Origin of the sequence: Heyndrickxia sp. FSL W8-0496, assembly GCF_038007825.1 — a bacterium.
Taxonomy (GTDB): Bacteria; Bacillota; Bacilli; order Bacillales; family Bacillaceae_C; genus Heyndrickxia; species Heyndrickxia oleronia.
The window spans coordinates 720,836-735,779 of sequence record NZ_JBBOXX010000001.1; the positions used below are offsets into that span (position 1 = coordinate 720,836).

The 14,944-nt window shown below is 37.0% G+C and carries 13 protein-coding genes; 10 read left to right on the forward strand and 3 right to left on the reverse strand.

What is annotated here, in order from left to right; translation table 11 throughout:
- Positions 1-9 precede the first annotated feature (9 nt).
- Both NST63_RS03825 and NST63_RS03830 read left to right on the forward strand, forming a co-directional pair.
- A complete protein-coding gene (locus NST63_RS03825) occupies positions 10-2,187 on the forward strand; it encodes a malate synthase G (protein WP_341041323.1) in 2,178 nt (725 codons plus the stop codon).
- Positions 2,188-2,237: 50 nt separating this feature from the next.
- A complete protein-coding gene (locus tag NST63_RS03830; protein WP_341041325.1) occupies positions 2,238-3,008 on the forward strand; it encodes a fumarylacetoacetate hydrolase family protein in 771 nt (256 codons plus the stop codon).
- A 208-nt stretch (positions 3,009-3,216) separates the two neighbouring features.
- On the opposite strand, the gene NST63_RS03835 is transcribed toward NST63_RS03830, so the two are convergent.
- Complete coding sequence (locus NST63_RS03835; RefSeq protein WP_216384265.1) at positions 3,217-4,059, reverse strand: aldo/keto reductase; 843 nt, start codon at positions 4,057-4,059, stop codon at positions 3,217-3,219.
- A gap of 298 nt (positions 4,060-4,357) precedes the next feature.
- Between NST63_RS03835 and NST63_RS03840 the strand changes: the two genes are divergently transcribed.
- Positions 4,358-5,221 carry a polysaccharide deacetylase family protein gene (locus tag NST63_RS03840; RefSeq protein WP_341041326.1) on the forward strand — a complete coding sequence of 288 codons (864 nt, stop codon included), beginning with the start codon at positions 4,358-4,360 and terminating at the stop codon, positions 5,219-5,221.
- A gap of 68 nt (positions 5,222-5,289) precedes the next feature.
- Here NST63_RS03840 and NST63_RS03845 read toward each other — a convergent pair whose 3' ends face one another.
- Positions 5,290-6,198, reverse strand: coding sequence for a hypothetical protein (locus NST63_RS03845; protein ID WP_341041328.1), 909 nt, complete (start codon positions 6,196-6,198; stop codon positions 5,290-5,292).
- Complete coding sequence (locus NST63_RS03850) at positions 6,182-6,715, reverse strand: RNA polymerase sigma factor (protein WP_341041330.1); 534 nt, start codon at positions 6,713-6,715, stop codon at positions 6,182-6,184. Before NST63_RS03850 ends, NST63_RS03845 begins: the two co-directional genes overlap by 17 nt.
- 227 nt (positions 6,716-6,942) lie before the next feature.
- Between NST63_RS03850 and NST63_RS03855 the strand changes: the two genes are divergently transcribed.
- The 7 genes from NST63_RS03855 to NST63_RS03885 all read left to right on the forward strand — a co-directional run bounded on the left by NST63_RS03855 (position 6,943) and on the right by NST63_RS03885 (position 14,761).
- The gene (locus NST63_RS03855; RefSeq protein WP_341041331.1) at positions 6,943-8,775 is read left to right on the forward strand and encodes a sensor histidine kinase; all 1,833 of its coding nucleotides are present in this window, start codon (positions 6,943-6,945) and stop codon (positions 8,773-8,775) included.
- Positions 8,753-9,454 (forward strand): response regulator transcription factor, encoded by a 702-nt coding sequence (locus NST63_RS03860; protein WP_180212250.1) that lies wholly within the window; start codon positions 8,753-8,755, stop codon positions 9,452-9,454. The genes NST63_RS03855 and NST63_RS03860 overlap by 23 nt, the downstream gene beginning before the upstream one ends.
- A gap of 96 nt (positions 9,455-9,550) precedes the next feature.
- Complete coding sequence (locus NST63_RS03865; protein ID WP_341041333.1) at positions 9,551-10,819, forward strand: ABC transporter substrate-binding protein; 1,269 nt, start codon at positions 9,551-9,553, stop codon at positions 10,817-10,819.
- Positions 10,820-10,914: 95 nt separating this feature from the next.
- Entirely contained in the window at positions 10,915-11,613 is a 699-nt protein-coding gene (locus NST63_RS03870; protein ID WP_436580530.1) for a hypothetical protein, read from the forward strand.
- A 14-nt stretch (positions 11,614-11,627) separates the two neighbouring features.
- Positions 11,628-12,563 (forward strand): carbohydrate ABC transporter permease, encoded by a 936-nt coding sequence (locus tag NST63_RS03875; protein ID WP_436580529.1) that lies wholly within the window; start codon positions 11,628-11,630, stop codon positions 12,561-12,563.
- Positions 12,553-13,389, forward strand: coding sequence for a carbohydrate ABC transporter permease (locus NST63_RS03880; RefSeq protein WP_341041336.1), 837 nt, complete (start codon positions 12,553-12,555; stop codon positions 13,387-13,389). The genes NST63_RS03875 and NST63_RS03880 overlap by 11 nt, the downstream gene beginning before the upstream one ends.
- 13 nt (positions 13,390-13,402) lie before the next feature.
- A complete protein-coding gene (locus tag NST63_RS03885) occupies positions 13,403-14,761 on the forward strand; it encodes an FAD-dependent oxidoreductase (RefSeq protein ID WP_445663888.1) in 1,359 nt (452 codons plus the stop codon).
- The last annotated feature ends 183 nt before the right edge of the window (positions 14,762-14,944 follow it).

Genomic DNA, 14,944 nt, shown 5'->3' on the forward strand with positions numbered 1-14,944 from the left:
AAAGAAACGATGAATGATTTTGTAAAGGTAGGTAATCTTCAAGTAGCCCGAATACTTTATGAATTTATTAATACCGAAGCTTTACCAGGTAGCAAGGTGGATCAGGAGCCATTTTGGAATGGATTAGAAACCTTAATAAAAGATTTAACTCCGAAAAATAGAGCATTATTGGCTCAACGTGATAATTTACAAAATCAAATAAACGCTTGGCACCGTGAAAATCAGGAGTTTGATTTTCATAAATACCAAACATTTTTGCAGGAAATTGGTTATTTAGAGCCTGAGGTCGAGGATTTTAACATACTAACTGAACATGTCGATGACGAGGTGGCCATTCAAGCAGGACCACAGCTTGTCGTTCCTGTTGATAATGCACGCTATGCATTAAATGCTGCAAATGCTCGGTGGGGAAGCCTGTATGACGCGCTTTATGGGACTGATGCAATAAGTGAGGAAGCGGGAGCTCAACAGGAAGGAAGCTATAACCCGATTCGCGGGGAAAAGGTCATTCAGTTTGCTAGAGAGTTTTTGGATCAAGTCGTCCCATTAAAAGGAGCTTCACATAGTGACGCAACGAAATATTTTATTGTTGATGGGAAACTAACGATTTTACTTAGAAATGGCCAAATGACAAGTCTCCAAGATGAGTCTAAATGTCTTGGCTATCAAGGAACAGCGGAGGAGCCATCCGCTATTTTATTAAAAAATAATAAACTCCATTTAGAAATTCAAATTGACCCTACTCATCCAATTGGTCAAACCGATCAAGCGGGTATTAAAGATATTCTTTTAGAATCAGCATTAACGACGATTATGGATTGTGAGGATTCAGTTGCTGCAGTAGATGCTGAGGATAAGGTACTCGTTTACCGTAATTGGCTTGGACTTATGAAGGGAGATTTGAGTGCTACGTTTAAAAAAGGAGACCAAATAATCACCAGAACTCTAAATAGTGATCGACTATATACTTCGCTTACTGGAGAAGAGGTTCGTTTAAAGGGTCGTTCTCTCATGTTTGTACGAAATGTAGGACATTTAATGACCAGTAATATGATACTAGACCAAGATGCCAACGAAGTTCCTGAAGGAATATTAGATGCCGTGTTTACTAGTTTACTAGCCAAACATTCCTTACTTGGAAACGGTGCCTATCAAAATTCCACGAAGGGATCGATTTATATCGTCAAGCCCAAAATGCATGGATCACAAGAGGTAGCATTTAGTAATGAACTTTTTGATCGCGTGGAAGACTTGCTCGGGTTAAAACGAAACACGTTAAAAATTGGGGTGATGGATGAGGAACGACGTACATCATTAAACTTGAAGGCATGCATTCGACAGGTGAAGGATCGAATTGTATTCATTAATACGGGGTTCTTGGACCGGACAGGAGATGAAATTCATACTTCGATGGAAATGGGTCCAATGATTCGGAAAAATCATATGAAATCAGCGAAATGGCTCCTGGCGTATGAGAAATCAAATGTCATGGTAGGTCTAGCAAGTGGATTCAAGGGTCATGCACAAATTGGGAAAGGGATGTGGGCGATGCCAGATTTAATGGCAGATATGTTAAAGCAAAAAATTGGTCATGTCAAAGCAGGGGCTAATACAGCTTGGGTGCCTTCACCAACAGCTGCCACTTTGCATGTTCTTCACTACCATCAAGTGAATGTGACAGAGGTACAGGAAAAGCTGGAAAAAGAAAGCGTGGATTTACTGAGGGATATTCTCGCGATTCCTGCAGCCAGTCAGATTGATTGGGAGCCTGAAGAGATTCAGCAAGAATTAGATAATAATGCACAAGGCATTCTTGGCTATGTTGTTCGCTGGGTGGAACAAGGTATCGGCTGTTCGAAAGTCCCTGATATTCATAATGTTGCTTTAATGGAGGATCGGGCAACTTTACGAATTTCGAGTCAGCATATCGCGAATTGGCTCCATCATGGAATATGCACGGAGGATCAAGTACGGGAAACATTCCAGCGGATGGCCAAAATAGTCGATGAGCAAAATGCGGGAGATTCTAATTACCGACCGATGTCAGAGGATTACTCTAATTCTATTGCTTTTCAAGCTGCCTGTGACCTAGTCTTCAAAGGCTATGATCAACCAAATGGATATACCGAACCAATCTTACATCGTCGCCGTTTAGAGGCAAAGGCAAAATTTGCTGTTAAACAATAAATGGGGGCATTCTAGTTTTTTCCGGAAATAAGTAGAGAGGAGTTAGTGTGTTGAAATTTACTAGATTTCAAGTGGATTCTACCATTTATACTGGAGTAATTATCGAAGGAGTCGTTAAGGCAATAACGGGGGATATATTTGGAGATTGGAAATATACAGGTTCGGAATTCCTAGAAAATGAAGTGAAATTATTGGCTCCCATAGAGCCGAACCAAATTATTGGAATCGGAGCAAATTATGTTTCCAAGGTAGAAGATTTACCAAGTGAACAACCAGACATTCCTGTATTTTTCTTTAAACCTACTTCATCCGTTATCGGAACGGAGGAAAGCATTGTCATTCCTGAAGGGATTGACCAAGTGAAATTTGAAGCGGAATTAGCGATTATTATTGGGAAGGAAGCAAAAAGCATCCCTGAAGCTGAAGTGCTAAATTATGTATTTGGCTATACCATTGCCAATGATGTAACTGCCCCACAATATTTCCATCAAGATGGCCATTGGACAATCGGTAAATCATTTGACACATTCACACCTTTAGGACCGGTTATTGAAACTGAACTGAACCCGTTTCAGGTTCATGTTGAAGCAAGCCTAAACAATATACAAAAGCAAAATAGCCCAACTGAATTAATGATCATACCGATTCGCAAAATGATTTCCTATCTTACAACAGTCATGACTCTTAAACCAGGTGACGTGATTTTAACAGGAAGTCCTGTTGGTGCAGAGTTCGTAGGAGAAGGAGATGTTATTGAGTGTGAAATAAAAGGGATTGGTAGACTTCGAAATAGGTTCGCTACGGCAAAAATATTGACATGATCACTTTTGCTACCTAAAGCCTAATGTCTTCAAACCTATTAACGTGTTTTTACTAGAATAAAGGCAGAAGTGTCCTGTGAAATAAAAGATTGTGAACATGTTAGTAAAAAGGACTTGTTATGATGGAGCTGTCTGAAAAACAAAGTATCAGACAGCCCTAGTTGTGTAAGGTAGAACCTCAAAAAATTACTAGTGTTTTGCCTTTTAGTTAAAACTCCTCATACGTTGCAGGGTCTTGATTTTTCATTCTACCATCCGGTTGTGTCAGTTCATTAATTCGTTTCATTTCTGCATCATCTAGTGAAAAGTCAAAGATTGAGATATTTTCAAGTTGACGTATTGGAGATGCGGATTTAGGGATTGGAATCGCTCCTAGCTGAACATGCCAGCGTAATATCACTTGGGAGACAGTTTTATTATGCTGCTCGGCGATCTGTTTAATCGTTTCATTTTCTAGTAGGAGGTTTGCTCGAGCGATTGGGCTCCAGGATTCTGTTATAATGTTTTTTTCTTGATGGAATGTTCTTTGTGATTCCTGATTGAAGAAAGGATGTAATTCAATTTGGTTAATGCTTGGTAAAACGCCAGTTTCCTTTTCCAACCGTTCTATATGTTCAGGTAAGAAATTGCAAACACCGATAGAACGAATGAATCCCCATTTTTTTGCATCAATTAATGCTTGCCAAGCTTCTACATAATGATCTTGTTTTGGATTAGGCCAATGGATTAAATACAAATCATAATAGTCCAAATTTGCTCGGTATAATGATTCTTGAATCGTTGTAACGGCTTTATCATATGTATGATAGCGACCTGGTAATTTGGATGTAATAATCAATTCCTGCCTTGGAACTGAACTGCGTCGAACGGCCTCTCCAACGGTTCCTTCATTTTCATAATTATAAGCGGAATCAATAAGACGATAACCTACATCAATGGCGCTCTTTATTGCATTAGCCCCTTCATTCCCATTCAGTTTGTATGTACCAAAACCGATAGCTGGCAAAACAAGCCCATCATTAAGAGTTATCTCTGGAATGGATTTACTCATATTAGACACTCCTTCCTATAGTAATGTTAGAATATCACCCTCTTGAAGGAAAGTTCAAATATTTGATTCGGTAAGGGGAGCGCTGGTCGGAGCTTTCATTTTTAATTTTGAACGTATTAACACAGGATTAAATAATGAATGATGGATAGTGTAGTAGAATATTTCGTTTTAATCTTTAGGGTATGACATTAAATATTTTTCCTTAGATGTAGGTGTGTTGAAAAAAATGCAAATAAAAATAAAGAATTTCGAAATAATAACTGTACGATTGGTTAATTCAAGTAAAGGTGGTAATTTTATGAGTGCCGTTTTCGCAAAGATAATTGGTTATTCGTATAGTATTATTTCTACTAAAAAATTCATTGGGTGGGAATACGCGGCTTCCATTCATTTATTTCGTTTCCTAGCAACAAAGTTTAAGAAAAGGTACATAATGAAAAAGGTTGTATTCCTACTCGTTTTTTTCTCTTTAGTTGGAATTCCCTCTCATACCTTTGCTCAAAAAAAGATTCCTATCCTCATCTATCATTCAATTGATGAATTTAAAGGACAGGGCTCGAAGGATTTATATGTATCGCCTGAAAATTTTGAAAAGCAAATGGCCTATTTAAAAAACCATGGATTTACATTAATGACATTTGAAAGATGGGGCGAGGTCAATCAAGTGAAAAAGCCCATATTCATTACTTTTGATGATGGATATAAAAATAATGTAAATGCTTTTGCCATCTTCCAAAAACTAAAAGGGGCAAATTTTCATCCAACAGCCACGCTTTTTGTTATCTCGGACTTTGTCGGTAGATCGAATCGACTATCCAGGAGTGACATAAAGCAAATGGTGGATTCGGGAATTTTTTCTGTTCAATCCCATACAGCTACACACCCTGATTTAACGAAAGTTAAAGATATTGACTATGAATTAAAAGAATCTAAAGAAAAAATTCAGCAAATGACAGGAAAACCAGTCATTGCCCTTGCTTATCCGTACGGGATTTTTAATGAGAAAGTAACAGCAGAAACGAAAAAATACTATCAATTTGGCCTAACAACAATCCCCGAACCATATGTAAAAACAGGCAAACCAAACGAAAACTACCTACTCCCACGAATCTATGTCAAAAACTCAACAACACTAGATGAGTTTGTTGAAAATTTACAATAAGGGGGTCAGACCCCCACTGCTTTAAAGTGTAAAAGGAAGGAAGGGACAGTGGACCTGACCCCCTGTCCCTAACGGTTCGGATAGATAAAATCGTATGTTAATGTTTTGTCTTTAATGGTGATTGTTATGATTTCATATCCATCGACGGATTCGAATGTGTGGGAATCTTTGGTGGTGGATTTTTTCTTCCAGAGTCCCTTTTGCTCGGTGATTTTTTTTATATATGCATTGAATGCTTCGGTTGATCCACTTTCCCAGTTATAGACTTCTTTATTTGCAGAAATAGAAATGGGTTGTAAGTTGATGGGGAAGAGCATTTTCCCATAGCCATGGTTCACATATAGCTGTTCAGGATAGTTATTGGGTTCCATTCCTTTTATTCTTAATGTTGAAATGACGGTGAAAATTTCAGCATACTCAAGTTTTGGATAATCAAAGGTAAAATGAAAGTATTTTTGATTTTCTAATGGAATAAAAAAGTGATAACGCAAAGCTACATTCATTTGCTTCACATGCTCGATATACATGGATGTTGGATAAGGGAAATTCTCCATTTGCTCCTCTACAAACATAGCATGATTTTGAATGATCTCCTTCCTTTTTTCTTCGGTTACTTCATGAACGGATCCGACTTTTTTAGCTTGATTTTTTCGATAGAATGCTAAGCCATTATTGGATTTTTTACTATACATATCTTCTAATTTCCAACTTATTTGATTAGAATTAATTCCTTTCTCGGTTACGGAATGCTGCACTTTATTTTCCTGTTGAAAAATAATCCAAAATCCTCCGCAAATAAGAAAGAATAAGCAAGTAGCTAATAGACTTTTCCATGAAAAAAATGGAGAGGTGCGAGTGATTTTCGGTGAAGAAGCTTGTATTGTTTGCCATATCCTCATTCTTGTAATTTCTTTTTCCTCAATTGTTGGCTTCAGTTTTTGTAGCAATTTCCATTGGTCATCATAATGATTGCTCAACTTGTTCACCACCTTGGATTGTATTCCGTTTTCTAAGTGATTGCAGTGCTCTTGATAATGTTTTTCGAACTTTAACCTCGGACCAGCCAAGAATGTTTGCCGTTTCTTTGGTGGAGTATTCTTCGACCTTCATTAATATAATGACCATTCGATAATTAGGCTTTAATTGTTGGATCGCGGTGAATAGCTGGTTAACTGCTTCCTTGTTTTCAATATATTTTTCTAAATTAAAGGAAGAGGATAACTCTTTTTCAAATGAAAGTACTGGTATAAGCTTATTTCTTTTTCGTTTCCGAATTTCATCGAGAACAAGGTGCTTTGCAATGCTAAACAACCAAGTTTTAACACTGGAACGATGATCGAATCGGTCATATGCTGTGTACGCACGTACAAAGGTATCATGCACAAAATCCTCGCAGCACTGTTTATCGCCCAGCATTAGCCAAATAAAACGGTACATATCATCGTAATACAATTCATACCACTCCATGACAAGTTGCCTCTTATCAATATTCAACTCCATCCTCACCTACCTTCATGCTTTCTAATTATTAGTCGTGCAAATTAAAAATTTGTGACAGTGATTTTATTCCGATATAAATGAAACGTTTAAAGTAGTTCTTTAATGGAGTCTATTGAAAAGTATGATGTTAACACGTAGGAGTAGCACAGTTCCCCTTCTTAGAGGAATTCATTAGAAAACCTCGAAGTATTTGTAACAACTATTTATAAGAGGGGTGTCTGATGAACTATACAAAATTAAAAAGGATGGTAAAAAGAAAATTACTGTCACTTCCATATCGTTCAAAGCTCATATTAGTTTTTTCGTTGCTCATACTTCTAACTGCCACAATTCTTGGAAGCATTACCTATTATCAATTTGCAAAATCGAGTCAACTTCGAACAAAAGAGTATCAGCTTCAGCTTGCTGATCAAATGAATCGTAATTTAAATCGCTATATTAAAGAAATGCAGATTATCTCCTTATCCCCTTTATACGATCAAGATGTCTTGAATACTCTTAAAAATCATCAAGTGATGAAGGAAGGTGCTTCTCTTCCACCAGCCAGTGAAAGAGTAAAAATTTGGAGATATATTTCTAGTCTCATTCATATGAGAGATGAAATTAAAGGAATCCATATTCTTGCGAACGATGGAACTGTTTTTAGTAATTTGGATTCAAATACGGTGCTACTAAAGGTATTTGATAATAAAAGTGAGTGGATTAAAGAAATTAGGCAGGCAGATGGAGGATGGATTATTCTTCCTCTCCATCAGCCAAATTATTATATCAATAGAAAGGAGAATGTTTTTTCGGTTGCAAGACTGATTAGAGACCCAGCGACACAGAAATCTTTAGGGATTATAAAAATTGACCTGAAACAGGAACTGTTTAAAGAAATTTTATCAAATACACAGGCAAATAGCTTTATTTATATAGTAGACAAACATAATCGTTCAATTTATCCAAATAACACTAGGAAAATGATACCCGATTCGTTACTTTTACAGATTGATAAAGGAAAAAGGGATAATTACACAAAGACAATAATGGATGGACAAAGCTATATGATGGTTGCTAATACTTCGTCTTACTCCGGAATCAAGATTATTATGCTGACCCCTCGTTCTGAAATTTTTAGTGAAGTGAATCATTTACAGAAAGTACTTGTGCTCGTTGTATTACTTGGAATGATCATTTCCTCTTTACTAGGTGTCATATTGTCCAAGCCCTTAGTAGGTTCCATTCATAAATTACGTACTTCCATGCGTGAGGTAGAAAAAGGAAATTTATCACAGAGGGTCCAGATTGAATCCGGTGATGAAATAGGAGAGCTAGGCAAAGGCTTTAATCATATGGTAAATGAAATTGATCGACTCGTAACAGAAGTATACAAAACCAATCTTCGTGAGAAGGAAGCAGAAATTCGTGCATTACAAAGTCAATTAAATCCGCACTTTCTTTACAATACGTTGGAATCTATTAATATGCTAGCAATCACACAAGGAAGTTTAGATGTGTCGGATATGGTTAGTTCACTTGGGAAGTTAATGAGATATACGATAGACCATTCTTCCAAATTAGTAACATTGGGAGAAGAAATCTCGTTTATTCATTCATACGTAATGATCCAAAAGGTACGAATAGGAGAGAAGCTTCAATATCGAGAAGAAATCGATCCGTCCATACTAGATATTTCTATTCCTAAGCTAATTTTGCAGCCGCTTGTAGAAAATGCGATTATTCATGGAATTTCAGCACAGGGGGGAACGATTTTTATTAGAGGCTATAGAAAGGAACAAAAGCTTACCCTTATTGTATCTGATAACGGGCAAGGAGTTTCCTCTAAAAAGCTAAAAGAGCTATATGAATCTATTCATTCTCCTGTACCGATAGCATCAAAAAAGTATCATGGGATTGCTTTACCCAATATACATGAGCGGATCCAGTTGTTATATGGAAGGCAATACGGAATAGAGATTCAAAGTGAAGTGAATAAAGGATTTACGATTCAAGTGGTTTTACCTTTGATAAATGAAGGAGGAAAAAAGGTTGAAGGAAGTACTAGTCATTGAAGATGAACAGATTATTAGACAAGGGCTAAAGGTTTTACTTGAACAGGTTATCGGTGGAATTCAGGTAATAGAGGCAAAGAGTGGCGAAGAGGGGATTACAAGAATTCATCAACGGTTGCCACACCTTATTATTACAGATATCCGAATGGGAGCAATGGATGGTCTTACTTTTATAGGAAAAGCAAGGCAGGTATCTAAAGATATTCCTATTATTATCTTAAGTGGACATAATGATTTTGAATATGCCCGCACAGCCTTACGATATGGAATTACTGATTATTTATTAAAACCAGTCAACCGGATTGAGTTGTCCGAAGTCGTTTCAAAGGTTTTTAAAACAAATGAAAGTACTAACGATGGTACATCGACTCAATTTCAAAAGATCCTTCAGTTTATCGATGACCATTTAAGCCAAGAAATCACATTAAAGATGATTGCAGAGCATGTATATCTTCATCCGCAATATATCGGTCAGTTGTTTAAAACAGAGCTAAATCAAACCTTTACGGACTATTTAACGAATAAACGGATAAAGTATGCGCAAAAATTATTGAGGCAAACTCATTTAAAGGTGTATGAGGTAGCACAACTATCTGGATACAAAAGTGCGAAGCATTTTATGACCTTGTTTAAACAAGAGGTTGGGATGACCCCAATTCAATATCGGCAATCACTATAAAAATATCTATCAATAACGAACTATTTCTACTTTTTACAGGATATTTATTGGGGAGGTATTTGTTTTAAAATGTAGCAAAAGGGAGGGGGGAATACAATGATAAAGAAATTCGGATTGATTTTGTTGGTGATTATTTTGATAACGGTTACATCAGCGTGTTCCAGCAAGGAAAAAACAAGTGGATCAAAAGATGAAAAAGTTGAATTAACCTTTATGATTTGGGGAAATGAAGCACATCAGGAAGTATATAAGAAACTGTTAGAAAAATATTATAAAACACATCCTAATATTAAGGTGAACTTGCAAAGTGTACCTTTTCCAGATTATCAGCAAAAAATATCAGTCTTAGCGGCAGGAAGGGAATTGCCGGATGTAGGTTGGGTAGCTGAGCGGATGGTACCACAATTTATGGATAATGATATTTTAGAAGATATTACTTCATTTAAAGAGGATAAGGATTACAAGATGGATGATTTCTTTCCGTCAACATTAGATCTATTTAAAAAAGAGGATAAGCTGTATGGAATTCCTTTTTCCACGCCGCCAATGGTTATTTTTTATAACAAGGACCTATTTGTAAAAGCTGGGGAGAAAACGCCAAATGAACATTTTGCGGATGGAACATGGACGTGGGAGCAATTTGAGAAATCTGCTAAAGCGATCACAGCAGATGGTGTTTATGGCGCAAATTTCTTTCGTGATTGGAATACTTGGATTTCATTATTATCGAGAACTTGGAGTTATGGCGGGGATTTATTTAATGAGGATCAGACAAAGTTCACGTGGAATAGTCAAGAAGGTGTAGATACATTAAAAATGCTTGATCGAATGATGTTTGCAGATAAATCCCATCCAAAAGCTGGGGAACAGGTTAGCTTTGAATCAGGAAAAATAGGCATGTTTTTTGATGTATACAGTTATGTATCCAGTGCACGTGAAGTAAGGGATTTTACGTGGGATATTGCGCCACTTCCAGAGGGGCGAGAAGGCCGATTCCCAATGCTGGGTCAAGCAGGATACTCAATCTTTAAAGGATCAAAGCACCCGAAAGAGGCAAAAGAGCTACTGAAGTTTTTTACTAGTGAGGAAGGAATCACTGCCACATCAACATTTTTCGTACCACCACGTGAGTCAGTCCTAAGCTCTGATCAGTTTGTCAATCAACCAAATAATCCACCAAAAGAAAGTATTCAGCATGCTGTGATCGATGAAATGAACAATGCCCGTTTACAAGCAGGACATATAGAATGGCAAAAAATTGATAATGCCATCCAATTTGGATTTGATGAACTGTTTGGTCAATTGAAAAAGCCAGAGGAAATTCTTGAAGGGATGGAGAAAAAGATAGATCCATTGTTGAAATAATCGATGAGGGGGTTGTCTAATAAGGGTTCTGACCTCGTGAATTTGGGGTCAGCCCCTTTGCTTTTAGAGTACCCGTTCGTTATTCATAGGGGTGAATGAAGTTGACTACTTCTTTAGCGCAACTATTAAAAGAAAAGAAAATAGCGTTGATTGTTAGTTTACCAGAAAATAATTGGGAGCTTGCTAGGGCAGCGATTGAGTCTGGGGTGGATGCAATAAAGCTACATGTTAATGTAGAACATCGTGCCTCTGGAAATCATTTTTATTCGACAGAGGCGTATAGAACGGAATTTTACAAAATTAGAAGTGAGTTTACAGGTCCACTTGGAATTGTGCCTGGAGGGGCATTAGAGAGTATCAGTGAAAGGGAAATGAAAGAATTAATTAATTGTGGATTCGATTATTTTTCTATCTATGCGCATCATATGCCTGGTTGGATGATGTCTATTGACCAAATGGAAAAGACATTTGCTATTTCAGTTGATTATTCTTTCAATATACTCGGAAATGTGAAGAATATGGGGGTAACAGCACTTGAGGCATCCATCATCCCAGGTGAAGAATATGGATTCCCTTTAACCTTTAAAGATGCTCTTGCTTATCAGAAACTTGTTCAGAAGGTGGATGTACCAGTTCTTGTGCCGTCACAACGCAAACTTACCCCTTCGGATATTCCGTTGCTCTATCAGACTGGAATTAAGGCGATTATGCTGGGAGCAATTGTTCTCGGTCATGATACGCAAAGTATAAAAAAGGCCGTATCTTCTTTTAGAAAAGCGATTGATTCGTTATAAAGGGGGAGGGAAAAATGGAAACGAACATACAGACAGAGAAGAAATTTCATTTGAGGAAAAATAAAAACCGACGAAAATTTATTGGAAGTGAATCCTTTTATGGCTATCTATTTACGAGTCCGATGATGCTGGGGTTCCTGTTGGTCATGCTATTCCCTCTAATCTATTCAATTTATATGAGTTTAACAGATTGGAAGCTACTGAATGACCCTAATTTTATCGGAACAGAAAATTATCAAAGACTTGTAAATGATCTAGACTTTCTAGTTGTGTTAAAAAACACACTCATCTTCTCGGGTGGCTTGGTACCGATCAATATTATTTTAGCTCTGTTATTAGCCTTGCTATTACAGAGAAATCTGAAAGGAATTGGTTTATTTCGAACAACAATCTTCATTCCAGTTATGACTTCGATTGTTGTTTGGTCAATTATTTGGAAGTATATGTTTGGTACAGATGAGGGCTTTATTAATCAATTGCTTGGTTGGTTAGGAATAGAAGGACCTGCATGGTTATATGATCCAAAATTAGCAATGGGGGCCGTTATTTTTGTTAGCGCATTAAAAAATGTGGGTTTAAACATGGTCTTATTTTTAGCGGCCTTACAGCAAGTAGATAAAAATCTTTATGAAGCCTCTTATTTAGATGGAGCGAATAAATGGAAGCAATTTCAACATGTTACCTTACCGATGATTACTCCTACTGTATTTTTGACTCTAATTTTAACGATTATTGGTTCCATGAAGGTATTTGGGCAAATTTATGTGATGACTAACGGAGGGCCGGGAAACAGTACGAAAGTATTGGTTTACTATATTTGGGAAAATGCCTTTAAACTATTTGATTTTGGATATGCATCTGCAATTGCCATTGTTTTATTTGTCATTATTTTAGTCTTTACTCTTATTCAATGGGGGGTTAGAAAAAGGTGGGTTTTCCATGAGGAATAAAAAGAAAAATGGAATCTTAACGAGATTTACATTTTACGGTGTGCTTACTGGCCTATCTTTAATTATGATTGTTCCATTTTTGTGGATGATTAATACTAGTTTCAAAGATCCTACAAAGATCTTTACTTTTCAGCTAATTCCTAAACCGTTTCGCTGGGAAAATTATATCGAGGTGTTAAAATCAACTCCTTTTCATCTTTTTTATTTTAATAGTTTTTATATAGCTGTATTAGTAACGGTTGGAACGATATTTTTAGGCTCTTTGGCAGGATATGCTTTTGCAAAATTAAAATTCAAAGGAAGTTCTATTTTGTTTCTTTGTTTATTAAGTACGATGATGATTCCCGTTGAAGTCATTACGATTCCTTTATTTCTCTTTATGAGGGATTTAGGATTAATCAATACACATGTTCCGTTAATTGCTATTCCGATCTTAGGACCTGCGGGAGTATTTGGTGTATTTGTTATGAGGCAATTCTTTTTATTAGTACCTAAAGAATTAGAGGAAGCGGCGAAATTGGATGGATGTTCATATTTCCGAATTTATTGGAACATTATGCTTCCATTGGCAAAGCCAGCGATTGCAACACTGACCATTTTTACATTTCTAACTAGCTGGAATGAATTTTATGAACCACTTATTTATATTAACTCGAAGGAATTAATGACTTTACCACTTGCTTTAGCATTATTTACCGATGAAGTAGGTACGAAATGGGAGTTATTAATGAGTGCATCCGTTATGGCAACTGTTCCATTACTAATTATCTTTTTCTTTGCCCAGAAGCAATTTATTGAAGGTGTGTCCATGACTGGAGGGAAATAAAAAGATTTAGCTTATGAAGGGGAGTGGAGTGTTGAAGGAAAAATTAGAATATGATGTCGTAGTTGTTGGAGGCGGGCCTGCGGGTATTAATGCAGCGATTGCTTCAGGTAGAATGGGAGCTAAAACACTGTTAATTGAGAGATATGGTTTTTTAGGAGGGATGTCAACAGTTGCTTTAGTCTATCCGTGGATGACGTTCCACACAAGCTCTGGAAAGCAAGTCATTAAAGGAATCGCACAAGAAATTGTTGAACGGTTGATGGCTTGTGGAGGATCACCGGGTCATTTACGAGATACCGTTGGATTTACTAATACGGTAACTCCCTATCATCCTGAAAAATATAAGATTTTAGCGTTAGAAATGCTAGAGGAAGCGAAAGTGGATGTATTGGTGCATAGCTTTGTTGATAAGGTAGAAGTAGAAGGAAATAGCATTACCTCCATTCACTTAACGACGAAATCTGGCTCGATTCATGTAACTGGAAAAAGCTTTGTTGATACATCAGGTGATGCAGATATTGCCTATCTATCGGGGGCGCCTTGTTTGAAGGGAAGAGAAAGTGATCATAAAACTCAGCCTATGACAATGAAGTTTCGAATGCGCGGAGTAGATTTAAATAAGGTAAAGCAGATAATGAAAGAAAACCCAAGCAATTTTTATAAAAAAACGCCGATTAATGAATTAGATGAGCTTCCTTTAACAGGAGTTCAAGGCTTTTATAAGGAATGGAATGAATCAGGTGTTCCGATTAATAGAGACCAAGTATTATTCTTTGCAGGACCTGAAGAGGATGAAGTGTTAGTAAATTGCACACGTGTTCAAGGATTAGATGGTACAAATGTGTTTGATTTAACAGAAGGGGAAAAGGAAGGACGTAAACAAGTCTTAATGATGGCAGATTTTTTGAAAGAGAAAATTCCTGGTTTTGAAAAGGCGTCAATATCTGCTGTGGGCACTCAAATTGGTATTCGAGAAACACGTAGAATAGATGGACAATATTCATTAACCATTGAGGATGTCATTGCCGGTAGGAAATATGAGGATACAATTGCTCTTAGTGGTTATCCAGTTGATATTCATGATCCTACTGGAAAAGGTGTACAGGCAAATGATATTCAAGGAGATGGAAGCTATGGTATTCCGTATCGTTGTCTCGTACCTAAAGGAATTAATAATCTACTAATTGGTGGACGATGTATTTCAACCACCCATGAAGCTCTGGCAACAACAAGATTATCCCCAAGCTGCATGGCAACAGGGCAAGCCGCTGGGACTGCTGCGGCCCTTTCATTAAAAGAAAGAGTTCATCCTAAAGATTTGAATATTTCTCTATTAAGAGAACAGTTACGTGAGAACGGGGTAGTTTTGTGAAAAGGGGATGGGTGATCCCCCTTTTTTGGTTGAGGGATATCCAGTTTTGTAGGTTTTAAATCAAATCAATATCCACAAGTTTTTAAAAGTAATTATTGGATTGCTCCCCTTATTTTGGTTTCTCCTCACTATATATCAATCTACCACGAAACAAAGAATGGAGCGCCGGGAAAGAGTTCTTCA